Below are 26,338 nucleotides of genomic sequence, written 5' to 3' on the forward strand. Positions count from 1 at the left end.
GGTTGTGGGAGAGTAGGACACCGCCGGACTAACCTTGATAAAGGGTCCAGGCCCCGGTCGAGAACCACGAGTTCTCCCGGGGCCTGGACCCTTTTCATGTCCGCCCTCGCCAAGTGGTAGCAAAGGTCCCTTGCTCCCCGCGGCGTCGTCAGCAGCTGGGCCGACCAACCGCGCGCCGGCGCACAGGCGACGAGAAGACCAGCGAAGTCGTCGTCTCCCCATAGCGCTGCATCCGCTCTACGAGTGCCTCCAACTCCGCAGTGTTCCGGCAGGCGACTCGCACCAGCCAACACTCGTCACCCGTGACGTGATCGGCGTCGAGGATCTGGGGAAGCGGGAGGATGGTTTCGCGGAAGCGCGCCGTGTCCAAACTCCGCACCTTCGCCCGGACCATCGCCTCGATCGGTAACCCGAGCTTCGCCACGTCGACGTTGGCCGAGTATCCGGTGATGATCCCCTTCTCCTCGAGCCGACGAACCCGCTCGGTCACTGCGGGCGCGGACAGCGACACTCGCCGACCGAGTTCCGAGAAGGTCAACCGGCCGTCGGACTGGAGCAGTTCGAGTAGCTGCCAGTCTAGATCGTCGAGGTTCACAGAACTCCAGGTTGATCGTCGTGCCCACCAGGAAACTCCAGGCTAGCCGTCGGCAACACCTGGATCTTCCGATGTCGTGGATGATCACTGGTCAGCAGGATTGAGACATGACGACCGAACCCCGCGTACTCATGTTTCCGGCCTTGGCCAGCGCGTCCGCGGCCGCGCTCCTGCGTGCCGAGCTCGCTCTCGAAGTCGACCCGGATGATCTGGCCCGAGACCTCACCTCTGGTGCTCGGCAGGGGTACGTGGTCGTCGAGACCCGAGCCCCTGAAGCCTTCGCGTCGGCTCGCATCCCAGGCGCGATCAACCTCCCGTACCGGAAGATGACGCCCGAGTCGGTCCGCGGGCTGGACCGTGAACTCGTCTACGTCTGCTACTGCGAAAGCATCCACTGCAACGCCGCGACCAAGGGAGCACTGAGGCTCGCGGAACTCGGCTTCAAGGTCAAGCGCCTGTCCGGCGGCATCACCGCCTGGCAAGCGTCCGGCTATCCCGTCGACCGGGACGCCTCGATACCCGCTATCACCTTGACGCCCACTCCCCGCTGCGCCTGCTGACCAAATAAGCGGGGGACCTTTGCTGCCGCCGCCTCGAGTGGTAGCAAAGGTCCCCTGCTCTCCCGGCGGTCGTAGGCTGGAGACGTGACCGTTCCCAAGTTGCTCGTCATCCAGCCGGATGTATCAGACCCGATCGGCCCCCTCGGTGACTGGCTCACCGAGGCGGGAGCCGAACTCGACATCCGGTTGCTGCCCGATCAGGCGATCCCCTCCGATCTTGCTGGGTATGCGGGCGTCGTATGCCTCGGCGGTGGGATGGGCGCCAACGATGATGGCGATCATCCGTGGCTGGCGGACGTGCGGAAGCTTCTTTCGAAGGCCGCGGGTGCGCGCATCCCGACGCTCGCGATTTGCCTCGGTGGTCAGCTCCTGGCGGTGGCGTTGGGCGGCAGCGTCGCCTCAGGTGATCAAGGGCCTGAGGTCGGCCCCGGCCTTGTGTCCAAGAAGGACGCTGCCTGGACCGACCCTCTCTTCGCGGACTTACCGCTCATGCAGGACGTCCTGCAGTTTCACAACGACGTGATCACCCGGCTGCCCGCAGGCGCCGAGCTCCTCGCCTCTTCGCCGCGGTACGCCTACCAGGCCTTCCGATTCGACCGTTGTGCCTACGGTGTCCAGTTCCATATCGAGACGACGCCGGATGTGGTCCTCGACTGGGCGCGGCAGTCGCCGGAAATGGCAGAACTCACCCGGCCGGACGCACTGACCCCGGAAAACCTCGCTCGGGTGCATGCCGACATCACCGAAACCTGGCAGCCGTTCGCCCATCGCTTCGTCCGTCTGGTGTCCGGCGACCTCGTCCCGGCTGCGGACCGTCAACGTACATTGCCGATGGCTTAACGACTTATGTCTCAAATACGTATGGGTTATTAACACTCGGGTCTTGCCGTCAGGTACCTTGCGAAGGGAATTTCGAAGGGTTCGGAGGTCGGGGTGGAGCCCTCAGTCTTGGTCGTGCTCGTCGTCGTCACGGCCCTAATTTTCGATTTCACGAACGGGTTCCACGACACGGCCAACTCGATGGCGACGTCGATCGCCACCGGGGCGTTGCGTCCCAAGGTCGCGGTGACGATCTCCGCGGTCCTGAACCTGGTCGGAGCGTTCCTGTCGGTCGAGGTAGCCAAGACCATCTCCAATGGACTCGTCGACGACTCCAAGATCGGACCGGCGATCGTGTTCGGCGGCCTGGTCGGGGCGATCGTGTGGAACCTGATCACGTGGTTCGTCGGACTGCCGTCCAGCTCGTCCCACGCGCTCTTCGGCGGGCTGATCGGCGCCACGTGGGTATCGGCCGGGACGGACTCAGTCCATTTCGGAAAGATCATCGAGAAGGTGCTGGTCCCAGCGGCACTCTCGCCGGTTTTGGCCGGCCTCGTCGCGATGATCGTGACGTACTTCGTCTACCGGATCTTCGTTCGCCGGGGCCGTACGGCTGGCTTCCGGGTCGGCCAGATCATTTCGGCCTCGCTGGTCTCGCTCGCCCACGGCACGAACGACGCGCAGAAGACGATGGGCGTCATCACGCTGACGATGATCACCGCCGGAACCCTCCCCGCCGGGGCCGGGCCGCCGCTTTGGGTGATCGTCAGCGCGGCGCTGGCGCTCGCGCTCGGCACGTACCTGGGTGGCTGGCGAATCACCTTCACGCTGGGTAAAGGCCTGACGGACATCGATGGCCCGCAGGGCTTCGCCGCGCAGACCAGCTCGGCGGCGGTCATTCTCGCCTCGACGAATTTCGGCTTTCCGCTTTCGACGACCCACGTCTGCTCCGGCGGCATCGTCGGTTCCGGGGTGGGCAGGAACGAATCACCGGTTCGCTGGCGCACAGCCGGCCGCATGGTGACCGCCTGGCTGTTCACACTTCCCGCCGCTGCCATCGTCGGTGCCGCGGCCGGCCTCGTGACGTCGACGGGCACGGTGGGCACGATCGCCGTTGGTGTCGCGGGCCTGGCGATCGGTATCGGGATCTATCTCCTTTCACGGCGGAGCCCCGTCAACGCGGGCAGCTTCGCCACCCCCGCCCCGACCGTTCCTGAACAGGAAGTCGGCAGGATCGCCGCCTAGGAGAGCAAGGGACCTTTGCTACCGCCTCGACGCGGCAGCAAAGGTCCCTTGCTCCCTTGCGCGTCCGTCTGGTCTCGGGCGGCAGGGCGACTACGGTGGAAGCCGATGGTTGAGCGCGCCAGGCCGACCGCTTCCGTGGCGAGATACGGCTTCACCGACCCCCGTGCCGACGGGCAGCTGCGTGCTGCCGGTTGGTGGACCGAGTCCGGCCCGGACGGCTCCGCCGCCGCCGTGATGTCGGCACTTTCCCGTGCAGCGGATCCCGATCTCGCGCTGAGCGGGCTGGACCGGATCAGGGAAGCCGACCCCGGTACCTGGCATGAGCTCGACCAAGCGCTCCGCACAAACCGAACCTTCCGCGGCCGGTTGCTCGGTGTTCTGGGCACTTCGAGCGCGCTCGCGGACTTCCTGGTCGCGAACACCGACTGCTGGAAAACCCTCCAGGGTGAGAAGAACATTGCCCCGGATCAGTACGTGAGCAGTCTTCTCGACCACTTGCGACCAGACGGAGAGCTGCTAACAAGGCTCGAGTCGGAGCAGGCTCTTCGCATCGGCTACCGCGAACTGCTGCTCGGAATAGCTGCGGCCGACCTCGGGCATCTCGTCGAACCCGGCCTCCGCCCGCCACCCTATGCCGAGATCGGGGCCCAGCTCACGACGCTGGCCGAAGCCGCGCTGATCGTCGGGCTGCTGGTCGCGGAGGCCGAGGTGAGTGCCGCTGCCGAAGGCCACCTGGCCGTGATCGCGATGGGCAAATGCGGCGGTCGAGAGCTGAACTATGTAAGCGACGTGGATGTCATCTTCGTCGGAGATGGAGATCTTTCGGTATCTACGCGGCTGGCCAGCACGATGATGCGTGTGGTCGGCAAGGCATGTTTCGAGGTCGATGCGGCGTTGCGACCGGAGGGCAAGGCGGGCGCCTTGGTCCGAACCCTCGACGGCCATGCCGCCTACTATCAGAAGTGGGCCAAGACCTGGGAGTTTCAGGCCTTGCTCAAAGCGCGGCCGGTCGCAGGCGATGCCGAGCTCGGGCGTCGGTACGCGGAGATGGTCGCACCGAAGGTGTGGGCAGCGGCCGATCGGGAGAATTTCGTTCCCGAGGTGCAGAAGATGCGGCGCCGCGTCGAAGGCCATGTGCCGTCCGCGCACGCTGAACGGGAGCTCAAGCTGGGGCGCGGTGGCCTTCGCGACGTCGAGTTCGCCGTGCAGTTGCTGCAACTGGTCCACGGCCGGATCGACGCTGAGCTGCGTTCCCCGTCCACGATGGACGCACTCGCTGCCTTGGGGGACGGCGGATACGTTGGCCGGAAGGACGCCGCGGAGCTCGCTTCGTCCTACGAGTTCCTCCGGACCATCGAGCACCGGCTCCAGCTTCGCCGACTACGGCGTACGCACTTGTTCCCTGCCACTTCGGACGTCAGCGAGCTGCGAACGATCGCGAGAGCGAGCGGTGTGCGCCCGGCCCGGGGTAGAGGTGAAGGGGACGTGTTGGTGGCGGAGTTCCGCCGCCACCTGCAGAGCATCCGGCGTCTTCACGAGAAACTCTTCTATCGGCCCCTGTTGCAATCGGTCGCGAACGTGCCGACCGAAGCACTGCGGCTGACCACAAAACAGGCGGAGAGCCGCCTTGCCGCCCTCGGCTACGCCGCGCCGGATGGGGCCCTGCAGCACATCAAGGCACTGACTGCGGGAATGTCCCGCCGGGCGGCCATCCAGCAAGCTCTGCTGCCGGTCTTGTTGGACCTTCTCGCCGACACTCCAGACCCTGACCGTGGCCTCCTGTCCTATCGGAAGGTCTCGGAAGCACTCGAAGAAACGCCCTGGTATCTCAGGGTTCTTCGGGACGAGGGTGCCGTCGTCGAGCGGCTCGCATTCCTGCTCGGTACATCACGTCTAGTGCCCGACCTGCTGTCCAGAGCGCCGGAAGTACTGCAGTTGCTCGGCGATCCAGCGCGGCTGGCCGGCCGTACTCCGGCGGAGGTAGCCACTTCACTGCGAGCTGCCGTGCGGCGTCAGCCGGGCTTGAATGCCGCTGTCGCGGCCGCGAGATCGTTGCGTCGGCACGAGATGCTCCGGATCGCGTCGGCGGATTTGTTGGGGCTGCTCGATGTCCCAGCCGTCTGCGAGGCGCTGTCCAGTGTGTGGGTCGCCGTGCTTCAAGGTGCCCTGGCTGCTGCTTTTCGCCAGCGCCAGGCCGAGCTCGGCCAGACCCCCGCGAAGATCGCCGTCATCGGAATGGGGCGGTTGGGCGGGGCCGAACTCGGCTACGGATCCGACGCGGACGTTCTCTTCATGTGCGAGCCCGCAGAGGGCGTGTCGGACTCCGAAGCAGCGAAGTTCGCTTCCTCCGTCGCCGAGACGGTCCGCAAGATCCTCGGTGCCCCCAGCGCCGACCCGGCACTGATCGTCGACGCCGATCTCCGTCCGGAGGGGCGGAGCGGCCCGTTGGTGCGAACCCTCGAGTCCTACCGCAGCTACTACGGGCGGTGGGCCGAGGTCTGGGAATCGCAGGCGCTGCTCCGGGCTCGGTTCATCGCCGGTGACGACGACCTCGGCGCGCGGTTCATCGAGATGATCGACCCCATCCGCTACCCGCCGGCAGGCCTCGACTCGGTCCGCGTGCGGGAGATCAGGCGGATCAAGGCGCGCGTGGAAACGGAACGGATGCCCAGGGGCGCCGACCCGACCCGGCACACGAAACTCGGCCGTGGAGGGCTCGCTGACGTGGAATGGACGGTGCAGCTCATGCAGCTGCGTCATGGACACGAAGTCGAAGGGCTTCGGACCACGTCGACGATCAAGGCCCTGAAGGCCGCGGCAGAGGCGGGGCTCGCCGAGCCCGCCGAGATCGAGTCCCTGACCGAGGCCTGGTTGCTGGCGACGCGTGTCCGTAGCGCCGGGATGCTGGTCCGCGGTAAGGCGGTCGACGAAATCCCCAGCTCCGGTCGCGATCTCGCCGCGGTCGCACGAGTGCTCGGCTACTCGGCCGATGACGATCCAGGCGAGTTCCTCGATGCCTACCGGCGGACGACGCGACGTGCCCATGCGGTCGTGGAGACCCTTTTCTACCAAGGCTGACCGCTCTGACCTGTGGTTAGGGAGCAAGGGACCTTTGCTGTCGCTTGCCTGGGTTGGGGGACGGCAGCAAAGGTCCCTTGCTCACACTCGGCGTCGCGGACGATGGGTGGCCTTACAGTGGACTGGTGACTGTGCGCGAGCCCTTTCGCACCCGGATCAAGGTGCGTCATTACGAGCTGGACACCCTCGGCCATCTCAACCATGCCGTGTACCACTCGTACGGCGAGGTCTCCAGACTTGAGCTGATGGAACTCGCAGGCGGCCTCAACGCGGGTATGCGTGAGGCGAATCTTGCTTTCGTGCTGCTCGAATCCCACATCGTCTTCCGACGCGAGCTTCGGGCAGGCGATGTCGTCGACGTGACCTGCGATGCCAAGTTCGGCACCGGCAAGACCTTCCACATGGACTCGAACATCTACAAGGTCGACGGCACCCTCTCGGCGGAGATCACGTGCACGCTGGGGTTGATGGATCTCGAGCGACGCAAACTGGTGGACGACCCGCGTGGCCGCATCGAGCGAGCGGGCGTCGACCTGAAGGTTCTCTCCACTTCGGAGTAGCCGTACTACCTGGTCCATAAGAAACGCCGGTGGTGAGGGCGCTTCCGCACCTCACCACCGGCGTGCTCTTGGTGTTCCTACCGCACGATCACACGTCGTAGTACAGCGAGAACTCGTACGGGTGCGGACGCAGCCGCAGCGGGTCGATCTCGTTCTCACGCTTGTAGGAGATCCACGTTTCGATCACATCGGGAGTGAACACGCCGCCCTCGAGCAGGTAGTCGTGGTCGGCTTCCAGCGTGTCGAGAACCGCGCCAAGGTCGCCCGGGACGAGTTTGACGTTCTGGGCCTCCTCCGGCGGAAGCTCGTAGAGGTCCTTGTCGATGGGCTCCGGCGGTTCGATCTTGTTCTTGATGCCGTCGAGACCGGCCATCATCATCGCCGAGAAAGCGAGGTACGGGTTGCCGGACGAGTCCGGGCACCGGAACTCGGCGCGCTTGGCCTTCGGGTTGTTGCCCGTGATGGGGATACGGACACAAGCCGACCGGTTCCGCTGCGAGTACACCAGGCTGACGGGGGCCTCGAAGCCCGGCACGAGCCGGTGGTACGAGTTGACGGTCGGGTTGGTGAAGGCCAGCAGGCTCGGCGCGTGCTTGAGCAGACCACCGATGTAGTGGCGGGCGGTGTCGGACAGACCCGCGTATCCCGACTCGTCGTGGAACAGCGGCGTGCCGTCCTTCCACAGCGACTGGTGGCAGTGCATGCCTGAGCCGTTGTCGCCGGCGAGCGGCTTCGGCATGAAGGTCGCGGTCTTGCCGGCGGCGAACACGGTGTTCTTCACGATGTACTTGAACAGCTGCAGGTCGTCCGCAGCGTGCAGCAGCGTGTTGAACTTGTAGTTGATCTCGGTCTGGCCGGCGGTGCCCACCTCGTGGTGCGCGCGCTCGATCTCGAAACCGGAGCCCTGCAGGTTACGGACGATCTCGTCGCGCAGGTCGGCGAAGTGGTCGACCGGCGGGACGGGGAAGTAGCCGCCCTTGAACTTCGTCTTGTAACCCTGGTTGCCGCCCGGCACGTCGGCACCGGTGTTCCACCAGCCCTCGACGGAGTCGATCTCGTGGAAAGAGGCGTGCTCGGCCGAGTCGAACCGGATCGAGTCGAAGATGTAGAACTCGGCCTCGGGGCCGAAGAACACGTTGTCCGCTACGCCGTACTCGGAGATGTACTGCTCGGCCTTGCGCGCGATGTTGCGCGGGTCGCGGCTGTACGCCTCGCGGGTGAACGGGTCGTGCACGAAGAAGTTCAGCGAGAGCGTCTTCGCCTTGCGGAACGGGTCGATACGAGCCGTCTCGGGGTCCGGGAGGAGCAGCATGTCGGATTCGTGGATCGACTGGAAACCACGCACCGAGGAGCCGTCGAAGGCCAGGCCTTCTTCGTAGGCTTCCTCGTTGAACGCCTTCGCCGGAACGGTGAAGTGCTGCATAACGCCGGGCAGGTCGCAGAACCTGACGTCGACGACCTCTACGTTCTCGTCGGCGATTAGGCGCTGAATGTCGTCTGGAGTAGTGGGCACCCTCGGTGACTCCTTCTCGTTCGTTGCCGGCGGCAGTACTCTCTTCGGCTCACGCTAAGAGCGCGGTGTTGCCCGACCGTCACCCGTATGTTTCGCCGGTGTTAACGGGGCGGCGATATCGGGTAGTCGACCAGGGCGAATGTGGTCGGCGCCACCGGCATACCCTGGATGGGTGGCGAGATGGACCGGAGAATGGCTGCCCGGAGCCGGCGATGAGACGACGGCCGGTGGCGAGGGTACGCAGCGTTGGCGTGGTGAGCGACTCGGCTTGCCCCAGTCGGGTGTCGGTTCGGTAGCGGGCGGCGGTGCACGCCTGCTCGGGCTGCTCATCGACCTTGTTCTCGCCTCGCTGGTCACCGCCCTCTTCGTGACTCCCAGCCTTCAGGATCCGGCCGTCATGCAGACCTTCAACCTCTGGTCGGTCGGAGTCTGGGCAGCGATCACGGTCATTCCCGCCGCCTTCTTCGGGTTCACCCCCGGTATGGCAGTGGTCGGAATCCGCGTCGCCAGGCTCGACGGCGCGCAAATGGTCGGTGTGTGGCGTGCAGCAGTGCGAGGGGCGCTGACCTTTGTGATCATTCCAGCCGCAATCCGCAACATCGACGGGCGAAGCTGGCTCGACCGGCTGACCGGAACCGTCGTAATCCGCATGCGATGACCACAGGTGGAGAGCAAGGGACCTTTGCTCTCGCCGGAGGAAGCGGCAGCGGTCAGGCGGCCGGTGCCGCAGGCACGCTCCCGAGATCTGGAGGCGGTCGTTGTCGGGCGCGGCGATGGGCTGCTCGCAGGTCTTGGATCACCACCAGCGGCTCGTCACGTAGCTGTGCCGGGCTCGCCTGGACGACGATGAGGCCTGGAGCGACCAGGGCCGGCATCTCGGACCTCTTGTCCGGTTCGAGAGAGACTTCGTCGTAGCGGACTTGCAGCGCGACGCCGACCTGCGGCCACCAGGCATCGGCGATCCCGACAACCACTCCGTCCGGAGTCCGTAGCTCTGCCTTCCGCATGGGTTTGGGCAGGTCGCTGCGCTCGACCACAGACTCCAGCCACTGCTCGACGGCGGAGTCGACACCGTCCTGGAGGGCGTTGACGACTATTCGAGGGAGCGCCGAGCCGATCGTGCTGGCCCGAGCCAGCTCGTCTCGAAGTTCCTCTGAAGTGCAGAGGCCGCGGTGGACCGCGTCGTGGATCATCGCCCGCACCGACCTGAGCTCGTCCATACGTCGAGCGGCGTCGATGAGCGCCCGGGCTAGAGGAGCGACAGGCAGTCCGTCGATCTCCACTGGTTCCGGCAGGTGGACCGTTCGTTCTACGACGGCGAATCCCCAGGTGGCGACCTTGCTCCGGTGGGGGATCAGGGTGTGCGCCCGTCTTTCTGGCGGGAGTCTTCGGACCCCGTACAATCTGGCGACCTGCACTCCGGTGAGCATCGCCTCCGGGCCCGCGTGAGTCAGTGCGACCCTCAAGAGCTGGTGCTTGGTCGGCGTGGCACTGGTCAGAAGGATGACGCCGGGTATCGGACGGCGCCACGGGCCGCCTTCGCGGCAACGGCGCGAGATCGAGGAATGGGAGTGCCCGAGGGCGACAAGTTTCGCCCGGGCGGCCACGCCGTCCGGGAACATCGCTGCCAGCGCCCTCTGCCGGGCGCTCGAGGTTCCGTCCACACAGTGATCATGCGACCACCCACCGACAGTTTTTGCCCGGAAACGAATCAGGGGTCCTTTGCTACCGCACGCGGCGGTAGCAAAGGACCCCTGATCCTCGTTTCGTCAGCGGCGACGGATGGTGCGCTGGACGTTGCGCATCTTCGCGCCGGCGGGCATCGGGCCCTTGGGCATGGCGGCACCGCGGCTGCCAAGTGCGGCCAGCTTCGCTTCCAGCGCGTCGACCTGGGCGGGCTTGAGGTTGCGCGGCAGCTTCATCAGGTGGCTCTGCAGCTTCTTCAGCGGCACCTGCTGGTCTTCGTTGCCGATGATCACGTTGTAGATCGGTGTCTCGCCGATCAGGCGGGACACACGCTTCTTCTCCTGCGCGAGCAGGGACTTCACGCGGTGCGGCGCACCCTCGGCGACGAGCACGACACCCGGCCCACCGAGAACTCGGTGCACGGCGTCGAGCTGGGTGGTGGCCGCCACGGTCGGCGTCACCTTCCAGCGGCCGCGCATGTTCTCGAGCGCCCACGCCGCGGCGCCCGGCTGCCCGTCGGCCTTCGAGTACACGGTCTTTTGGACCCGCCTGCCGAAAATGATCACAGCGGCGAGCGCGCCGAGCAGGATGCCCAGCGGCAGCACGACCCAGTGGACGTCGAAGATGAACCCGATGCCGAACACGACACCGGTGATGACCAGGAGCGATCCGACCATCCAGGGGATGAGCGCCTTGTCTTCCTTACGCTGCATCTTGAAGGCCTCGAAGATCTGCCCGCGGCGAGCCTTGCTCGCGGCACGCTTCTCCTTCTTGGCCAGCTTCGCTGCTTCCTTGTCCTGCTTTCCCGCCATGTGACCAGGATACGGCCGCGTGCCCTGCGCCGATCCCGTCGGGCCCTCTGCGAGGATCGGGACGTGGTTAGCGCATCGTCCCCGAAGAGTCGTCCAGGCCTGCTCGATGGGCTCGATCCCGAGCAACGCGCCGCCGCCTGCGCGCCGAGGGGGCCGGTCTGTGTCCTCGCGGGGGCAGGGACCGGCAAGACCCGGACGATCACACACCGCATCGCCCACCTGGTCCGTTCCGGCCACGTCGCCGCTGGTCAGGTCCTCGCTGTCACCTTCACGACCCGCGCCGCAGGTGAGATGCGCACGCGTCTTCGGGGGCTGGGTGTGGACGCCGCCCAGGCGCTCACGTTCCACGCCGCCGCCCGTCGCCAGTTGCGGTATTTCTGGCCTCAGGTTGTCGGGGACCGGCCCTGGGAGCTGCTCGAGAACAAGTTCCGCTACATCAGCCAAGCCGCCAACAAGGCTGGCCTCGGCACCGAGACGGAACTACTGCGTGACCTCGCCAGTGAGATCGAGTGGAGCAAGGCCTCTTTGGTATCGCCGGACGACTATCCGGCGGTAGCCGCACGGACGCAGCGGGACACACCGGCGCCCGCATCGCAGGTCGCGGAGGTCTACCGCAACTACGAGAAGGTCAAGAACGCCGCCCAGGTGCTCGACTTCGACGACCTGCTCCTGCACACCACGGCCGTCCTCGAGGAGCACACGGTGGTAGCCCAGGAGTTCCGCGAGCGCTATCGCTGCTTCGTCGTCGACGAGTATCAGGACGTCACCCCGCTGCAGCAGCGGCTGCTCGACGCCTGGCTCGGCGGCCGTGACGACTTGACCGTCGTCGGCGACGCCAACCAGACCATCTATTCGTTCGGTGGTGCTTCTCCCCGGCCGCTCCTGGAGTTCACGCGGAGGTTCCCCGAGGCGACAGTCGTGAGGCTCGAGCGGGACTACCGGTCGACTCCGGAGGTCGTGGCTCTCGCCAATCAAGTGATCGGTGCCGCGCGCGGCCGCCCTGCGGGGTCGAGGTTGAAGCTGATCGGCCAGCGCCCTTCCGGGCCGGTCCCGCGGTTCGCCGAATACGACGACGAGACCGCTGAGGCCGCGGCTGTCGCGCGCAGGATCCGTGATCTGCTCGACAGCGGAGTGGCGGCCAGCGAGATCGCGGTGCTTTACCGCGTCAACGCCCAATCAGAAGCCTACGAGCAGGCTCTGGCGGAGATGGGCATCCCGTACCTGGTCCGCGGCGGCGAGCGGTTCTTCGCCAGGGCCGAGGTCCGGCAGGCCATGTCCGCGCTGCGGATGGCGTCGACCGACACCTACACCGGCGAGCTGGTGACCCACGTGCGCTCGGTTCTCGCGAAGGTGGGGCTCACCGACCAGCCTCCTGCCGGAGGCGCGGCGAAAGAGCGGTGGGACGCGCTTCTTTCGATCGTCGAGTTGGCCGAGGAGCTGGCTTCCACCGTCGAAGATGCGGATCTCCCTCGCTTCGTGGCGGAGCTCGAACAGCGGGCGACAGCGCAGCATCCGCCGACGGTGGAGGGCATCACCCTGGCCTCGCTTCACGCGGCGAAAGGTCTCGAATGGGACGCCGTGTTCCTCGTGGGGCTCGCCGAGGGAACCATGCCGATTCTCCACGCCGACGGCGACGACGCGGCCATCGAGGAAGAGCGCCGCCTCTTCTATGTCGGCGTCACAAGAGCCCGAGAGCATCTTTCGTTGTCGTGGGCCTTGGCCAGGACGCCGGGAAATCGCCGTAATCGGCGACGCAGCAGATTCCTCTACGGCCTCATCCCCGAAGACCACCCGGCGGCGCGGGTCGCCCGATCGCAGCAGCCGAAGCAGTCCGGTAGCAAGGCCCGGTGCCGCGTGTGCGGCGGGCCGCTGCTGGAGACACTCGACATCAAGCTCGGCCGGTGCTCCCGTTGCCCGTCCAACGTGGACGAGCAGCTGCTCGAGAAGCTGAAGTCCTGGCGAGGGGAGCGCTCGCGGGAGCTCAAGGTGCCGGCCTTCGTCGTTTTCACGGACGCGACGCTCGTCGCCATCGCCGAGCAGCGGCCTACCGATGACACGGCGTTGTGTGCCATCTCCGGGATCGGTGCGACGAAGCTCGAGCGCTTCGGTGCGGAGGTTCTCGACGTCGTGCGGGCCTCGGTGGAGACTTGACCGCGTTCCAGGCTTGATCCACGCGGCGAACCTGCTGCTCAGAGCCGATCTTCGCAACTTCGACGGATTTTCTGGAAAATAAGTTGCCCTGGTGTGGCCGGGGGCAATAACCTGCAGGTACCGGGCGGGAAGCGCCCGGTCTGGGGAAGAAAATCTACAACACAGCGTAGACCGCAGGTCGGTTCGCGCGCGACAGAGAAAGGTGGTGCCGGTGAAATGACGATCAACATGATGCTCGCGAACCCTGGCGCCCGTCTGTCCCGCGTCGCGGAAGTCCCGCAGGCTCAGCGCCAGGGCACCTTTGTGCCCGCGAGCATCCTCGCCGCCCGTGGCACCCAGCGTTTCGACCTGAGCTGGATCGCCGCTGACAAAACCTTCACGCACGCTGCCGCCCTCGGTGGGGCGTACGTGAACGGTGGCGTCGATCTGCCGGTCATCAAGCAGTTCCGTGTTCCGTTGTCCGAACGGGAGCGAAGTTCCTGACCTAGTCAGGACCAGAGGCTCACGAAGGCCGCGGAACCGGTTACCGGATCCGCGGCCTTCGTGTTTTTTGCTGCACAGACAAGTTGGCTGCACAACCTAATTGGGGTTCAGCGTTGTCCAGTTCCACCGTGAGTACGAAATCCGTTACGGCACAGAGGAGTGCACTTATGTCATCGGCCATAGCTTTCGCGCCGGGGGAGGCCCTGCCCTTCGCCGACGCCGGCGTCGTCGACCTGCTCGACGCCATCGACTCGCCCGAGTCGATGCTTCCCTGCCGTTCGGGCGACGCGGACCTGTGGTTCGCCGAATCGCCGGCAGAGCTCGAGCGGGCGAAGGCGTTCTGCGTGGACTGCCCGGTCCGTTCCGCCTGCCTCGCGGGCGCCCTTTCGCGGCGTGAGCCGTGGGGTGTCTGGGGTGGCGAAATCTTCGAGCGCGGCGTTGTCGTCGCGCGGAAGCGGCCCCGTGGCCGCCCCCGGAAGAACGCGGTCGTCGAGCCCGCCGCCGAGGCTCGCCCCGTCGCGCGCAAGGTCGAGCGGAGCGCAGCGGCATGACCGTCGAACTCATCACCACCAGGGATTACGAGGCGCGGACGGGAACTCACGCGCCGACCGAATTGAACGAGATCAAGGTCGAGGAGACCAGCGAAATGTTGCTTTATGAAGAACTGTCCAGGGCCCGAATACGAGACCTCGAGGAGGGAGTCCGCGCGCAGCGGGCTCGGAGCGGCCCACGCGCCGCGCGCAGGTGGACCAAGGTCGCCCGCTGGGCGACCCGGCGAGCTGAGCGCTTTCAGGCCTGACCACTCAGGGGGAGCGGGGGACCTTTGCTATCGCGGCGCGATAGCAAAGGTCCCCCGCTCCCTTTTGGGACGTGGTGCGGCTCGGCGTGGTGTTCACTGGGGGAATGGCCGTACACACACATGACGACATCGACTGGTCTGATCGGCTTCGCTCGCTTCGCATGGCGGAGGCACTCGATGCCGAGCCGATGCGAGCGGCGGCTCGACGGCTGCTGGAGGGCATGCCGGACGGGCCGACCATCCTCGATGTCGGCTGCGGCGCGGGCGGGATGAGCGTGCTTTTCGCCGAGGAGCTCGCCGCTGCCGGCGCCAAGATCGTGCTGGTCGATGCGACCGAGCATCTGCTCGCCGAAGCGCACCGAGTCGTCAGCGCGGCTGCGGGGGAGAGGGCCGTCGTCGAGACGATCCACGCCGACGTGGCCGACGAAGGATTGCCCGCCAAGCTCCCTGCCGCCGATCTCGTCTGGGCTTCCCGAGTGGTCCACCACCTGCCCGACCAGCAGGCGGCCATCGACACCCTCGCCCGGCTCGCCCGACCCGGCGGGCTGGTCGCCATCTCCGAGGGCGGCCTGGACTTCAACTGCCTCCCCTGGGATCTCGGCATCGGCCGCCCGGGGCTCGAGGAGAGGCTCCTAGCCGCACGCGGCGAGTGGTTCGCCGAGATGCGGGCAGGAATTCCCGGCTCCGTTTCCATGCCCTACGGCTGGAACATCGCGCTGCAGCGAGCCGGACTCGTCGACGTCGATTCCTTCGGGGTGCTCATTCACCACCCGGCGCCCGGCCCGGAATTGCTGCGCGAGTTCGTCATCGAGCGGGTGACCTGGCTGAACGAGGTCGCGGGCGATCGCCTCGGCGATGACGACCACGAGACCGCGGCCGCGCTGGTGGATCCGGAGAACCCGGCCTTCCTGGGCGCTCGCCCGGACCTGTTCCTTCAGGGGGCGAAGACCATCCATTGTGGACGGCGATCGTGAGCGAACAGTCCACTTGCTCGTTGTGCGGCCGGATCCGCGGTGGCGACGAGGAGCCCGCACAGACACTCGCCTGGGTTTCCACCCGCGAGAAGAACGTCGTGCGTTGGATGTGCCCCGCCTGCGCTCGCCGTCACACCCGCGACATCGAAGGAAAGCTGCCGGACGAGTATTGGTGAGCCTTAGGCGGCGTCGATCCGGCCGATCGTACGGACCTTCGGCCTCGGCGTCCGCGTCGCTTCGGCGAACGCCCTGACGAGCTCCGACGCGACTTCCAGCGGAACCTTCTTCAGCTGGTCGATCGTGCAGCGGACCAATACGGTCCCGGTCGCGGTCAGCGCCAGAGGGTGGAAATTCGCGGCGTCTTGTTTCGGGGTCCGGAATTGCCACGCCATGCCGATGTCGTCCCACCAGGCGTCGGCGGTGCCGATAGGGCGTCCCCGCCTGTCGCAGAGTGTCGTGTTCCACGAAGGCGAGGGCAGCGGGCAGCCGCTGAGGACCTTCTTCGCCAGCCCGTGCGCGTACGTCTCTTCGGGATCGACGCGTCGCAGAGCAGCGCGGACCGCGGCCGAGCCTCGCCGGTTACCGGAATCGAGCTCCTCGCTGAGTTCGTCGAGCGTGCACAGCCCCCAATACAGCGGCAGCGAGATCAGCTCGTCGATTCGCGTGGGATCGAGCTCCAGCCGGGCGAGATCGAGCGCCGCCCGGGCAGGTGGGGCGAACGGGACGCCGTCGATCATGGTCGGCGGCGGCATCCGGGTGGTTCTTCGCGGCAGCATGCCGGGCTCCGCTGGCATGCGCCGATAGTCGGGGACAAGGAGATGGACCTCCCGTGTCAGCGGGCAGCCGACACCTCGTGCGCGTAGCGCGTCGGCACCTGTCACCACAACCTCCGGCCCGAACCGCGCGACAGCGGCTTGCAGCAGCTGAAGCCGGGTGGGCGCGGAGTCGCGCAACAGGATCACGCCCGGCATCAGCCTTCGCCACGGGCCGCCCGGGCCGCAGAGCTTCGCGGCGTAGCGCGCGGTGACGCCCGCCTTACGCAGCTCGCGGCTGGTGACGATGCCGGATTCGCTGGTGTTACTGAGCGCCATGAGTCGGGCGCTTCGTGTAGTGGTCATGAATCGAGGATGGCCGCTGGGCCGACCGGGTGGAACCACTTCCGCGAACTTGTGGACAACTCGCCCGAGCAACCCCGTTTTCGGCTCAGTCGCAAAGTTCCCTGTGGATAACTTCTCAGGCCGCGAAGCCCGGCTGCCACCGTTCGACGATCGCGCGGGCGGGGATCTCGGCGTCGAGCTGACAGAGGATGCCGGTCGATCCGGCGGTCACCCGGTGGATCATCAGGTACTCGGGCGGCAGGTTGAGGGAGCGGCCGATCCGGAAATCCCGGCCGCGGGTGTCGCCGACCCTGCCCGCCTGCCGCTGCATCCAACGGCGGGTGAAGTGGAACGTGTCGCCCGCCAGCGGCTCGGTGAACGGCGCCAGGTAGGCGAGCACATCGTCGGCCCGGAGATCCGCGTCGCCCCGGATGAAGCCGGATTCCCTGAGTAGCTGCATGAGCTTCGCGGACTCACCGTCGAGCGCCAGCCTGGTCATCTCGCCGAGGTGCTGCGGGATCCCTTCGGGTAGTCGGGACACCCCGCCGAAGTCGATGACGCACAGCCTGCCGTCGGCGGTCAGCATGAAGTTGCCGGGATGCGGGTCCGAATGCAGGAGCCGGGCCCGTTCCGGCGACGAATAGTGGAACTCGGTGAGCAGGCGGCCGGCGCGGTCTCGTGTCTCCTTGTCGCCGCCGGCGATGATCTTCGACAGCGGGGTGCCGGTGGCCCACTCGGTGACGACGACCTTCGGCGCACTGGCGACCACGCGGGGGATCAGGAACCCGGGGACGCCTTCGAACGCTTTGACGAAAGCACGCTGGTTCTGTGCTTCGGCCTGGTAGTCGAGCTCTTCGTTCATCCGCTCGGCGAGTTCCGCCAGGAGCGGCTTCACTTCGGTCCCCGGCACGAACGCCTGGAACAACCTGCTGAAACGCTGGAGCTGCCGGAGGTCGCTCCGCAAGGCGTCGTCAGCTCCGGGATATTGCACTTTGACGGCGACTTCGCGGCCGTCGTGCCAGGTCGCGCGGTGGACCTGGCCGATGCTCGCGGAAGCGGCAGGCTCGTCGTCGAAGGCCGCGAACCGCTGCTGCCAGGTGCGTCCCAGCTGCTCGGCGAGGACCCGATGGGTCTGCCGGTTGGGCATGGGCGGTGCGGCGGCCTGAAGCTTCGTGAGGGCCTCGCGATAGGGCTTCGCCATCTCGTCCGGCACCGCGGCCTCGAAGACGCTCAGCGCCTGGCCGAACTTCATCGCGCCGCCCTTGAGCGTGCCGAGGACCTCGAAGAGCTGCTCCGCCGCCTTGGCGGACAGAGTCGCGTTGACCTCTTCGGCGTTTTGCCCGGTCAGCCGCCTGCCCCAGCCGCCTACCGCCCGCCCCGCTATGCCGAGCGGGATACTGGCCAGCTTCGCCGTTCGCGCGGCCCCGTTGCGGGGGATGGCGGCTTCACGGTCCTCGGCGTTGCGGGAGTCGGTCACCTTCGCGATTCTGCCTTGATTCACTGCACCCGCGCAGCCTGTTGAGGGAGTGCGTGTGGGCTACGTCGCTTGCCGTATCAACGAGCGCCGCATCCGCACGCGGTGTGCGGCGGCCAGTCGCGATGCCGGATCTTGCCGTCGAAGAAGTCGATCTCCAGCGTGGCGTTCCAAGCGGGCGGCGCCTGATCGCTCGGGGACAGAAGCCTGAGCGCCTGTGCGGCGGCGAGCGCGGCGCAGGCCTGAACGGAGCCGAGATCCGCTCGCTGCACACGGCCGACGAGCTGGCTCGCCACCCTCGGCCAGGAATCGTCGCGGCCGGCCCGGTGCAGGTCGGCGCAGCGCAGGCAGCTGCTGCGGCCGGGCACCACCAAAGGTCCCACGATGCCGACCCCGTCCCGGACGCGCACCGGTAGGTGGTTGACCCCGTCGCGGACGAGTTCGTCGACCACTTCGGGGGCAGGTACCACGGCGTCGGTGAGCAGGACGAGTTCCGGCCGTCGGTCCGAGTAGAGCCGCGTTGTCACGGTGCTCGCCCTGGTGCGGTGCACGACCTGAGCCATCGCGTCCCGGCGTGGCATCCCGATTTCGGCTTCGGTGTAGCCCGAGCCCAGGTCACCTTCGAGAACCTTGCCCGAAGCTCGGACGTCGATATGCCCGACTCCGCCGTTGGCGAGCAGGACGGCGATGGCCACCGCGAGCCTGCCGTCGCCGTGGATCGCCACCGCGGTGCGCTTGCGGCGGGCCGTCATGGCCGCCTGATGGTGGCGAGCGCGAAGCGACCAGAGCCCGGTCTCCGGTCTCGGTCTCGGATGCCGTTCGGACTGGCCCGCCTCGGTCACGAGACCTCGGGCCGTGAGGTCCGTCATCAGGTCCCGCAGCTGTTCGTCGTGTTCGCTCTGCGCGAGCACGATGTCGTCCGCGGCCTGTTTCCCGTCCAGCCCGCGGAGGGCTTCGGCCACCTCGGTGGCGACGCCGGCGATCACCACGGCGTGTGCGGGGTCGAGACCGATCTGGATCTCGCCGTTTCCCCGGTCCAGCACATCCAGCCCCGGAAGCAGGGTGGGGAAGGCGGGCAGGATGATCGATCGCAGGTCCGGTTCGCGAAGGTTCATGATCGCAGGATCGCACCCATTCGCGGTCCGTCCGCTCGGAAGAACGCGAGTTATCCACAGGTTGACCCCGTTGTGGACAACTGGAGGCTGTGACCTTTCGGCTCTCGGAGTTGTCGGTGACTGGCCTTACCGTGGTCGAGTGGTCGAAGCACGGACGCCCTCATTGAGGGGCCGGGACACGACGAATCCGTCGGACACTCCCGAACACAAGGTCGAGGTACGGCGTAGCCAACGCCGCCACCGGACCGTCACCGCGTACTGGGACGAGGACACCCTCGTCGTGCTGATCCCTGCCCGGATGACCCGGGCGGAGGAGAAGCACTGGGTTGCCGAGATGCAGCGCAAGCTGCTGCGCAAAGGCCCGCGGCAGGCCGCGCCGCCGAAGGCGTCGGACGAGGCGCTGCTGGCACGCTGCGCCGTGCTCTCGGTGAAATATCTGGACGGGAAGGCGATACCCGCGAGCGTTCGCTGGGTCCCGCCGATGAGGACGAGGTGGGCGTCCTGCACACCGGTCGACGCGACGATCAGGGTCAGTGATCGTCTGCGCCGGGTGCCGGGATGGGTGCTGGACTACGTCCTCGTGCACGAACTCGCGCACTTGAAGGAACCAGGGCACAACGCGGCGTTCTGGGAGCTCGTTCGCCGTTATCCCAAGACCGAACGCGCCATCGGCTACCTGGAGGGCCTGTCCTCCGCCGCCGGATGGGGCATCGCGGCGGAGGACTGACGTGCCTCAGTTCTCTTCTTCGTCGCCCTTGGGCTTGTTCTTCTCGCGCTCGGTCCGTTCGATCTCGGCGATCGGGTCGATGCCTTCGAGCGTCGACTCGCCATCGCCGAGGCGTTCGGAGAAGTCGAGCGGCTCGTCGAGGTCGTCGGCGGTCGGCATCAGGTCGGGGTGGGACCAGAGGCCGTCCCGCTTCTCGATGCCGTGCTGGTCGCCGACGAGCTTCCACAGCGAGGAGGCCGCCCGCATCCGCCTTGGCCGGAGCTCAAGCCCGACCAAGGTGGCGAAGGTCTGCTCGGCCGGGCCACCCGTGGCCCGGCGGCGGCGCAGCGTCTCCCGGAGCGCGTCCGCGCCCGGAAGCCGGTCGCCGATGGCCTCGGCGACCACGACGTCGACCCAGCCTTCGACCAGCGCGAGCAGGGTTTCCAGGCGGTTCAGCGCCGCCTTCTGCTCGGGCGAGGTCTGCGGCTCGAGCAGGCCGGAGGACATGGCCTCTTCGATGCTGGCCGGGTTCGACGGGTCGATCTGGCCGGCGAGCTGCTCCAGCGCCGACGTGTCGACGGAGATACCGCTCGCGAACTCCTCGACGGTGGCCAGAAGTCGCTGCCGCAGCCAAGGGACGTGGGCGAACAGCCGCTGGTGGGCGGCCTCGCGTGCGGCGATGAAGACCAGCACCTCACTGGTCGGCAGCTCCAGGCCCTCGGTGAACTTCTCGATGTTCGCCGGCAGCAGCGCGGAGGTGGCCGCGGGGCCGAGCGGGAGACCGACCTCGGTGGAGGTGAGCACTTCGGAAGCCAACTGAGCCAGAGCGTTGCCGAGCTGGGAGCCGAAGGCCATTCCACCCATCTGCCCCATCATCGAGAGGAGTGGACCGGCGGCCTGCTTGGCCTCCTCGGGCAGGGCCTGGACCCACGCGCCCGAGACCTGCTGGGCGACGGGGTCGCAGAGGCGCTGCCACGTGGGCAGGGTCTTCTCGACCCAGGTACGCGCGGACCAAGCGACGGTGGTCGTGGCTCCGGCGGGCAGGATCGTCGCGGCGTCGAGCCACAGCTCCGCCAGGTGGGCGGCGTCGCGGACGGCCGTACTCGAGTCGCCACCGCTGGATGACGAAAAGCCGAGTTGGACGTCGGCGCTTCCGCTGCTGCTGAGGTTCTGCAACGCGATCTGTTTCGCCAGGTCATAGTTGACCGGCCCGGTCGAGCTGCCGGCCTGGCTGAGCATCTGGCCCAGCTGGCTGAGCATCTGACCGAGCTGATTGAAGGCCTCGGCGCCGGAGGGCTGGCCGCCGGAATCCGACGGCTCGTTCTCGCCTCGTTTGTCGGGATCGGGCGGTCCGAAGCCGAACGGGGGTTTGCTCATGGCACCACCGTACGCGGGTCCCGGGATTCACAGCTCGTCAAGTGGAGTGATGAGCGTGGCCTTCACCGAGAAGCGAACACCGTCACCGTACGCTGTCACGCGTGACAGAGCCCTCGGAGGAGACCACAGGAGCGCGGAGCCGTGCGGGCTCCGCGGGTGACCAGGACCGCTCCGAACGGCGGCTGACCCGGCGCGGCTGGACGCTGCTGGTCAGCGGTGCGCTGTTCGTCGCCTTCGCGCTGGTCGGGTTCTTCATCCCGGTGCCGTATGTGGCGATCAGCCCCGGGCCGACCTACGACACCCTCGGCAAGGACGCGGCCGGCCAGTCCGTGATCCAGGTCAACGGGCACGAGGTCTTCCAGACTTCCGGTGAGCTGCGGATGACGACGGTCTCCCTGCGTGATGGCGGCATCACGCTGTTCAACGCGCTCGGGCTCTGGGCCAGCGGCCGGTACGCGCTGGCGCCGCGCGAGGAATATTTCAAGCCGGGCGAAACCAACGAGCAGGTCCGGCAGGAGAACATCCAGCAGCTGCAGGACTCGCAGACCGCTGCCCAGGTCGCCGCGCTGCGCCGCAAGTTCCCGGTGAAGGTGCTCGCGAAGACGATCGTCTCCGGCAGTCCCGCGGACAAGGTGCTCGCCCCCGGCGACCGGCTTCTGGTGGTCAACGGGAAGACGGTCACGGAGGCGACCGAGGTGCGGGCCGCCCTGAATGGGACGAAGCCCGGGCAGACCGTCCAGATCACCTTCAAATCCGACGGCCAGGCCGAACGCACCGTGCCGCTCACGCTCGCGCAGCGGCCCGATGGGCCGGAAGGCTTCATGGGCCTGACCGCGGTGGACCGTGCCGACGTTCCCTTCGACGTGAAGATCTCGCTGCAGGATGTCGGCGGCCCGTCGGCGGGCCTGATGTTCGCGCTCGCGATCGTCGACAAGATGGAGCCCGGCGACCTCGCCGGTGGCAGGCATATCGCCGGGACGGGCGAGATCTCCGAGAAGGGCGTCGTCGGCGCGATCGGCGGCATCTCGTTCAAGGTGGTCGGCGCTCGCGAGGCCGGCGCCACCGATTTCCTCGTGCCCGCGCACAACTGCGCCGAGGCGAAGACCGCCGCGCCCGAGGGCCTGAACCTGATCAAGGTGTCCACGCTGGACGAGGCGATCGCGCAGCTCGAGAACCTCAAGGCGGGTAGGCCGACCGCCTCCTGCTGACCGCCGGGGGAGCAAGGGACCTTTGCTACCACCTCGCGGTTCTGCCTGAAGAGGGCAAGGGACCTTCGCTATCGGCCGCGACCCGCGGCAGGTGGTAGCAAAGGTCCCTTGCTCTCTTTTCTCAGGTCAGGGCAGCAGGGTGGCTTTCAGTGCTTCGAGCAGGTTGGGCGCCAGCTCCGGGTTTTCGATGATCTCGTCGACAGGGACGTCACCGGGTTCGAAGGGCTGCCCGGCACCGCGAAGCCGCATGACGCACGCTCCGGCACCATCCCGCAGCACAGCCGCGACGAGGCGGGCTTCGGTCCGGCGGGGGTGGTCGGCGGCCGCTTGACGCAGGCGTTCGGCATCGGTCTCGGGCACGACGGGAAGCTCGGCTTCGGCGTCCGGCGGCAGCACGATGATCTCCTGCGCGAGCGCGCAGCCCAGCACCAGATCGGGCCACGCGATCTGCGCCAGCGCTTCACCCAGGTCACCGTCGGGCAGAGCCTCCTGCGCGACGGGCGTCAGCGGGGCCGACGGGTCGAGCTGCCCGGCCAGTTCGGGTTGTTCGTCCAGCAGCGCCGCGGTCGGGACCAGCGCGAACAACTGCGGGGGCTGGTCCCATCCTCCCGAAGCGACGAACTCCTCGACTTCGCGGGCCAGGCCGGCCACGCCCTGCTGCTCACTCGGTGCCATTGGCACATCGTTCCAGGCGACCGGGACGGTGGCCTTCCGAGTCCGGTTTGGGCGGGTTCCGGGAACTTCCGACGGCATCCGTAGAGTTAGAGCATCAGGGGCCGCACGCGGTACGCGCGTCCCCGCGAAAAGTTCACCAAACCAGGAGCGTGTGCAGTGGCCACTCGGCCCCCCGTGAGCCTGCCGAAGCTGTCCCGGCGCAGCCGGATCCTGCTCATCATTGCCGCCGTCGTCATTCTGGCGCTGCTGCTGGGCGCGAGACTGCTGGACACCTACGTCGACTGGTTGTGGTTCGGCGAGGTTGGTGCCCGCACGGTGTTCAGCACAGTGTTGATCACCCGTGTGGTCTTGTTCTTCGCCGTAGGGCTCCTGGTGGGAGGCTCGCTGGCGATCAGTTTGATGATCGCGTACCGGTCGAGGCCCGTCTTCGTGCCGATTTCCGGCAACGACGATCCGCTCGCGCGCTATCGATCGGCGATCGTCGGCCGGATCCGCCTGTTCGGCATCGGCATCCCGGTGCTCACCGGGCTCATCGCCGGCGCGTCCGCGCAGAGCGACTGGCAGGTCGTGCAGCTGTTCCTGAACGGCACGCCATTCGGTCAGACCGATCCCGAATTCGGCAATGACGTCGGCTTCTACGCCTTCGACCTGCCGTTCTACAACTGGCTCCTGGGCTGGCTGTTCATCTCGGTCGTCATCGCGTTCTTCGGGGCGCTGATCTCGCACTACATCTTCGGCGGCATCCGGCTCGCGGGTAAGGGCGGCCAGCTCGCCGGCCCGACCCGTGCCCAGCTCGCCATCACCATCGGCATCTTCGTGCTGCTGAAGGCGGTCGAATACTTCTTCGATCGCTACAACCTGCTGCTCTCCGACAGGGGGGCGCCGCTCTTCATCGGCGCGACCTACACCGACCTGAACGCGGTTCTGCCCGCGAAGCTGATCCTTCTGTGCATCTCGGTGATCTGTGCCGTCGCGTTCTTCGCCGGCGCGTTCCTGCGCAACCTGCAGCTGCCCGCGATCGCGCTGGTGCTGCTGATCCTGTCGAACGTGCTCGTCGGCGTCGCGTGGCCCGCCGTGCTCGACCAGTTCTCGGTGCGTCCCAACGCGAACGAGAAGGAGGCCGCGTCGATCCAGCGCAACATGGACGCGACCCGCCAGGCGTTCGGGCTGACCAACGTCGAGTACAAGGACTACACCGGCAAGTCCGAGGCGACCTCCGCGGAGATCAAGGCGGACAAGGGGACCGTCCCGAACATCCGGCTCCTCGACCCGAACGTCCTCAGCGACACGTTCACCCAGCGCGTCGGTCGTGAGAACTTCTACGGCTTCCCGTCCAAGCTGGACATCGACCGTTACACCCTCAATGGGGTCACGCAGGACTACATCGTCGCGGCCAAGGAGATCAAGACCGAAGGTCTGACCGGCAACCAGACGAACTGGATCAACAAGCACCTCGTCTACACACACGGAAACGGTTTCGTCGCGGCGCCGGCCAACACGATCGACCGTGCGCTGAAGGACGCCAACTCCGACGGTGGTTACCCGATCGCCACCACCAGCGACACCCAGAACCCGGCGGGCGCCGGGGCGACCGACCCGAGCAAGCCGGGCATCAAGGTGGACGAGCCCCGTATCTACTACGGCGAGCTCGCGACCGATGCCGCGTACGCGATCGTTGGCGGCAAGGCGGGGCAGGCGCCGGGCGAGTACGACACCGCCGTCGACCGTGCCTACATCTACAAGGGTTCCGGCGGCGTGCCGATCGACAACTGGTTCAACCGCCTCGTTTTCGCCGCCGAGTACGGAGAGCGCAACATTCTCTTCTCCGATGCCATCGGTGACGGATCCAAGATCATGTTCAACCGCGAACCGCGGGATCGGGTCGCCAAGATCGCGCCGTGGCTGACCCTCGACGGTGACCCGTATCCGGCGGTCGTCGACGGCAAGATCAAGTGGATCGTCGACGGCTACACGACGATGAACAACTTCCCGTACGCCCAGCAGACCCAGCTCGGCCAGGCGACCAACGACTCGCTCAGCGGCACCACCCGCCAGGCGAACTCCTCGATCAACTACATCCGCAACTCGGTCAAGGCCACCGTCGACGCGTTCGACGGCACCGTGACCCTGTACGGGGTCGAGGACAACGAGCCGGTGCTCAACGCCTGGAAGCAGGTCTTCCCGGGCCTGGTCAAGCCGAGCAGTGAGATCTCGCCGGACTTGCGGTCGCACTTCCGCTACCCCGAAGACCTCTTCAAGGTGCAGCGGGAGCTCCTGTCGAAGTACCACGTGAACAACCCCGCGGAGTTCTACGCTCAGCAGGCCTTCTGGAGCGTTCCGCAGGACCCGACGCAGGAAGGCGGCGTGAACGCGTCCGCCTCCGGGATCGCCAACCAGCCCGGCTACTACGTCCTGGCCACCGCGCCGGGCGACACCAAGTCTCGGTTCCAGCTCACCAGTTCGCTGACCGGTCTCCAACGGCAGTACCTCGCGGCCTGGATGTCGGTGTCCTCGGATCCCGAGGACTACGGGAAGATGCGCGTCCTGAGACTGCCGACAGGCGCCAGCGGATCGACACAGGTGGACGGTCCCGTCCAGGTCCAGAACAGATTCCAAAGTGACCCACGGGTCGCACAGGACCGGACGCTGTTCAACAACCCGAACGTCACTGTCACCTACGGAAACCTGATCACGCTGCCCGTCGCCAACGGCTTCCTCTACGTGGAACCGGTCTACATCCGGCAACGGAATCAGCTGAGCTATCCGCAGCTGGCCCGTGTCCTGGTCTCCTACGGCACCAAGATCGGTTTCGCGCCGACGCTCAACGAGGCCCTGGACCAGGTCTTCGGCGCGGGCACGGGTTCCGGGGTCACACCGCCGCAGACCGGTGGCACCCCTGGACCCACGACTCCTCCGCCGCCGGGGACGACGACGCCGCAGCCGCCCGCCGGCGGTAACCCGGCGCTGGACAAGGCCTCCGGCGACATGCACGACGCCTGGGTCAAGTTCCGCGCCGCCCAGCAATCCGGGAACTACGCAGACCAGGGTGCCGCCCTGGCCGCGCTCGAAGCGGCCTCCAAGGCCTACGAGTCGGCCAAGGCGAACCCGCCGGCGTCCGGTGCGCCCCCGACCTCCGGTCAGCCTGGAGGGTGACGTCGCTTACCTAAAGGGCACCTGCTTTGCGCCTGCTCGAAACGCAGGCGTAAGGTAGGTGTCACGACGCGGGGTGGAGCAGCTCGGTAGCTCGCTGGGCTCATAACCCAGAGGTCGCAGGTTCAAATCCTGTCCCCGCTACAGAGGTTGGAGGCCCGTGTCTGCGGATTGCGCAGACCGGGCCTCCTTCGCATTTGTCCCGGGGGTCGAACCCCCGGACCCCCGCCAGGAGGGCTCCGCCCCCTGGACCCCCGGGTG

The 26,338-nt window shown here is 67.0% G+C and carries 24 protein-coding genes and 1 tRNA gene; 16 read left to right on the top strand and 9 right to left on the bottom strand.

Annotated elements, in window-relative coordinates:
- Positions 1-148: 148 nt before the first annotated feature.
- Positions 149-595: an Lrp/AsnC family transcriptional regulator gene (locus AC069I_RS36975; RefSeq protein ID WP_478226677.1), complete on the bottom strand. Its 447-nt coding sequence runs from the start codon at positions 593-595 to the stop codon at positions 149-151.
- 107 nt (positions 596-702) lie between these two features.
- Between AC069I_RS36975 and AC069I_RS36980 the strand changes: the two genes are divergently transcribed.
- The 5 genes from AC069I_RS36980 to AC069I_RS37000 all read left to right on the top strand — a co-directional run bounded on the left by AC069I_RS36980 (position 703) and on the right by AC069I_RS37000 (position 6,857).
- Complete coding sequence (locus AC069I_RS36980) at positions 703-1,155, top strand: rhodanese-like domain-containing protein (protein ID WP_478226678.1); 453 nt, start codon at positions 703-705, stop codon at positions 1,153-1,155.
- Between the two features lie 84 nt (positions 1,156-1,239).
- Positions 1,240-1,995, top strand: coding sequence for a type 1 glutamine amidotransferase (locus tag AC069I_RS36985; RefSeq protein WP_478226679.1), 756 nt, complete (start codon positions 1,240-1,242; stop codon positions 1,993-1,995).
- A gap of 93 nt (positions 1,996-2,088) precedes the next feature.
- Positions 2,089-3,219: an inorganic phosphate transporter gene (locus AC069I_RS36990; protein ID WP_340684301.1), complete on the top strand. Its 1,131-nt coding sequence runs from the start codon at positions 2,089-2,091 to the stop codon at positions 3,217-3,219.
- Positions 3,220-3,324: 105 nt separating this feature from the next.
- Positions 3,325-6,297, top strand: a complete 2,973-nt coding sequence (locus AC069I_RS36995) for a bifunctional [glutamine synthetase] adenylyltransferase/[glutamine synthetase]-adenylyl-L-tyrosine phosphorylase (protein ID WP_478267439.1) — start codon at positions 3,325-3,327, stop codon at positions 6,295-6,297.
- A 125-nt stretch (positions 6,298-6,422) separates the two neighbouring features.
- Positions 6,423-6,857 (top strand): acyl-CoA thioesterase, encoded by a 435-nt coding sequence (locus AC069I_RS37000; RefSeq protein ID WP_478226681.1) that lies wholly within the window; start codon positions 6,423-6,425, stop codon positions 6,855-6,857.
- A gap of 88 nt (positions 6,858-6,945) precedes the next feature.
- On the opposite strand, the gene glnA is transcribed toward AC069I_RS37000, so the two are convergent.
- Positions 6,946-8,370 carry a type I glutamate--ammonia ligase gene (gene glnA, locus AC069I_RS37005; protein ID WP_007033879.1) on the bottom strand — a complete coding sequence of 475 codons (1,425 nt, stop codon included), beginning with the start codon at positions 8,368-8,370 and terminating at the stop codon, positions 6,946-6,948.
- Positions 8,371-8,542: 172 nt separating this feature from the next.
- Here glnA and AC069I_RS37010 point away from each other — a divergent pair, with 172 nt between their 5' ends.
- A complete protein-coding gene (locus AC069I_RS37010; protein WP_478226682.1) occupies positions 8,543-9,028 on the top strand; it encodes an RDD family protein in 486 nt (161 codons plus the stop codon).
- A 52-nt stretch (positions 9,029-9,080) separates the two neighbouring features.
- Here the strand turns inward: AC069I_RS37010 and AC069I_RS37015 are convergent, their stop codons facing one another.
- Both AC069I_RS37015 and AC069I_RS37020 read right to left on the bottom strand, forming a co-directional pair.
- On the bottom strand, positions 9,081-10,034 hold the full coding sequence (locus tag AC069I_RS37015) for a hypothetical protein (protein WP_478267440.1): 954 nt from the start codon (positions 10,032-10,034) through the stop codon (positions 9,081-9,083).
- Positions 10,035-10,139: 105 nt separating this feature from the next.
- Complete coding sequence (locus AC069I_RS37020; RefSeq protein WP_125680464.1) at positions 10,140-10,868, bottom strand: DUF4191 domain-containing protein; 729 nt, start codon at positions 10,866-10,868, stop codon at positions 10,140-10,142.
- A 63-nt stretch (positions 10,869-10,931) separates the two neighbouring features.
- On the opposite strand from AC069I_RS37020, the gene AC069I_RS37025 reads away from it, so the two are divergent.
- The 6 genes from AC069I_RS37025 to AC069I_RS37050 all read left to right on the top strand — a co-directional run bounded on the left by AC069I_RS37025 (position 10,932) and on the right by AC069I_RS37050 (position 15,451).
- On the top strand, positions 10,932-13,019 hold the full coding sequence (locus AC069I_RS37025) for an ATP-dependent DNA helicase UvrD2 (protein WP_478226684.1): 2,088 nt from the start codon (positions 10,932-10,934) through the stop codon (positions 13,017-13,019).
- Positions 13,020-13,235: 216 nt separating this feature from the next.
- The gene (locus AC069I_RS37030) at positions 13,236-13,502 is read left to right on the top strand and encodes a hypothetical protein (RefSeq protein ID WP_478226685.1); all 267 of its coding nucleotides are present in this window, start codon (positions 13,236-13,238) and stop codon (positions 13,500-13,502) included.
- Between the two features lie 167 nt (positions 13,503-13,669).
- Positions 13,670-14,053, top strand: a complete 384-nt coding sequence (locus AC069I_RS37035; RefSeq protein ID WP_478226686.1) for a WhiB family transcriptional regulator — start codon at positions 13,670-13,672, stop codon at positions 14,051-14,053.
- Positions 14,050-14,301: a hypothetical protein gene (locus AC069I_RS37040; RefSeq protein ID WP_126737722.1), complete on the top strand. Its 252-nt coding sequence runs from the start codon at positions 14,050-14,052 to the stop codon at positions 14,299-14,301. The genes AC069I_RS37035 and AC069I_RS37040 overlap by 4 nt, the downstream gene beginning before the upstream one ends.
- A 104-nt stretch (positions 14,302-14,405) precedes the next feature.
- Positions 14,406-15,275: a class I SAM-dependent methyltransferase gene (locus AC069I_RS37045; RefSeq protein ID WP_478226687.1), complete on the top strand. Its 870-nt coding sequence runs from the start codon at positions 14,406-14,408 to the stop codon at positions 15,273-15,275.
- Positions 15,269-15,451: a hypothetical protein gene (locus AC069I_RS37050; RefSeq protein WP_478226904.1), complete on the top strand. Its 183-nt coding sequence runs from the start codon at positions 15,269-15,271 to the stop codon at positions 15,449-15,451. The genes AC069I_RS37045 and AC069I_RS37050 overlap by 7 nt, the downstream gene beginning before the upstream one ends.
- 3 nt (positions 15,452-15,454) lie before the next feature.
- Here AC069I_RS37050 and AC069I_RS37055 read toward each other — a convergent pair whose 3' ends face one another.
- From AC069I_RS37055 to AC069I_RS37065, 3 genes are all read right to left on the bottom strand, one after another.
- Positions 15,455-16,366, bottom strand: coding sequence for a hypothetical protein (locus AC069I_RS37055; protein WP_478226905.1), 912 nt, complete (start codon positions 16,364-16,366; stop codon positions 15,455-15,457).
- A gap of 142 nt (positions 16,367-16,508) precedes the next feature.
- Positions 16,509-17,849 (bottom strand): ABC1 kinase family protein, encoded by a 1,341-nt coding sequence (locus AC069I_RS37060; protein ID WP_478267441.1) that lies wholly within the window; start codon positions 17,847-17,849, stop codon positions 16,509-16,511.
- A gap of 77 nt (positions 17,850-17,926) precedes the next feature.
- Positions 17,927-18,961: a hypothetical protein gene (locus AC069I_RS37065; protein ID WP_478226689.1), complete on the bottom strand. Its 1,035-nt coding sequence runs from the start codon at positions 18,959-18,961 to the stop codon at positions 17,927-17,929.
- Positions 18,962-19,124: 163 nt separating this feature from the next.
- On the opposite strand from AC069I_RS37065, the gene AC069I_RS37070 reads away from it, so the two are divergent.
- Positions 19,125-19,688, top strand: coding sequence for a YgjP-like metallopeptidase domain-containing protein (locus AC069I_RS37070; protein WP_478226906.1), 564 nt, complete (start codon positions 19,125-19,127; stop codon positions 19,686-19,688).
- Positions 19,689-19,694: 6 nt separating this feature from the next.
- On the opposite strand, the gene AC069I_RS37075 is transcribed toward AC069I_RS37070, so the two are convergent.
- Complete coding sequence (locus tag AC069I_RS37075; RefSeq protein WP_378438212.1) at positions 19,695-21,044, bottom strand: zinc-dependent metalloprotease; 1,350 nt, start codon at positions 21,042-21,044, stop codon at positions 19,695-19,697.
- 203 nt (positions 21,045-21,247) lie between these two features.
- On the opposite strand from AC069I_RS37075, the gene AC069I_RS37080 reads away from it, so the two are divergent.
- Positions 21,248-22,252, top strand: coding sequence for a YlbL family protein (locus tag AC069I_RS37080; RefSeq protein WP_425342081.1), 1,005 nt, complete (start codon positions 21,248-21,250; stop codon positions 22,250-22,252).
- A gap of 126 nt (positions 22,253-22,378) precedes the next feature.
- On the opposite strand, the gene AC069I_RS37085 is transcribed toward AC069I_RS37080, so the two are convergent.
- Positions 22,379-22,927: a PPA1309 family protein gene (locus AC069I_RS37085; protein WP_478226690.1), complete on the bottom strand. Its 549-nt coding sequence runs from the start codon at positions 22,925-22,927 to the stop codon at positions 22,379-22,381.
- Positions 22,928-23,083: 156 nt separating this feature from the next.
- On the opposite strand from AC069I_RS37085, the gene AC069I_RS37090 reads away from it, so the two are divergent.
- Positions 23,084-26,080 (top strand): UPF0182 family protein, encoded by a 2,997-nt coding sequence (locus tag AC069I_RS37090; protein ID WP_478226691.1) that lies wholly within the window; start codon positions 23,084-23,086, stop codon positions 26,078-26,080.
- 67 nt (positions 26,081-26,147) lie between these two features.
- Positions 26,148-26,221 (top strand) — tRNA-Met (locus AC069I_RS37095).
- The last annotated feature ends 117 nt before the right edge of the window (positions 26,222-26,338 follow it).

Source organism: Amycolatopsis sp. NPDC043885, from assembly GCF_056435685.1.

Excerpts from the sequence above, each read along its gene's own strand:
- AC069I_RS36980 (WP_478226678.1), top strand. The coding sequence starts at position 703 with ATGACGACCGAACCCCGCGTACTCATGTTTCCGGCCTTGGCCAGCGCG.
- AC069I_RS36995 (WP_478267439.1), top strand. The coding sequence starts at position 3,325 with ATGGTTGAGCGCGCCAGGCCGACCGCTTCCGTGGCGAGATACGGCTTC.
- AC069I_RS37020 (WP_125680464.1), bottom strand. The coding sequence starts at position 10,868 with ATGGCGGGAAAGCAGGACAAGGAAGCAGCGAAGCTGGCCAAGAAGGAG.
- AC069I_RS37030 (WP_478226685.1), top strand. The coding sequence starts at position 13,236 with ATGACGATCAACATGATGCTCGCGAACCCTGGCGCCCGTCTGTCCCGC.
- AC069I_RS37035 (WP_478226686.1), top strand. The coding sequence starts at position 13,670 with ATGTCATCGGCCATAGCTTTCGCGCCGGGGGAGGCCCTGCCCTTCGCC.
- AC069I_RS37040 (WP_126737722.1), top strand. The coding sequence starts at position 14,050 with ATGACCGTCGAACTCATCACCACCAGGGATTACGAGGCGCGGACGGGA.
- AC069I_RS37045 (WP_478226687.1), top strand. The coding sequence starts at position 14,406 with ATGGCCGTACACACACATGACGACATCGACTGGTCTGATCGGCTTCGC.
- AC069I_RS37055 (WP_478226905.1), bottom strand. The coding sequence starts at position 16,366 with ATGGCGCTCAGTAACACCAGCGAATCCGGCATCGTCACCAGCCGCGAG.
- AC069I_RS37065 (WP_478226689.1), bottom strand. The coding sequence starts at position 18,961 with ATGAACCTTCGCGAACCGGACCTGCGATCGATCATCCTGCCCGCCTTC.
- AC069I_RS37075 (WP_378438212.1), bottom strand. The coding sequence starts at position 21,044 with ATGAGCAAACCCCCGTTCGGCTTCGGACCGCCCGATCCCGACAAACGA.
- AC069I_RS37085 (WP_478226690.1), bottom strand. The coding sequence starts at position 22,927 with ATGGCACCGAGTGAGCAGCAGGGCGTGGCCGGCCTGGCCCGCGAAGTC.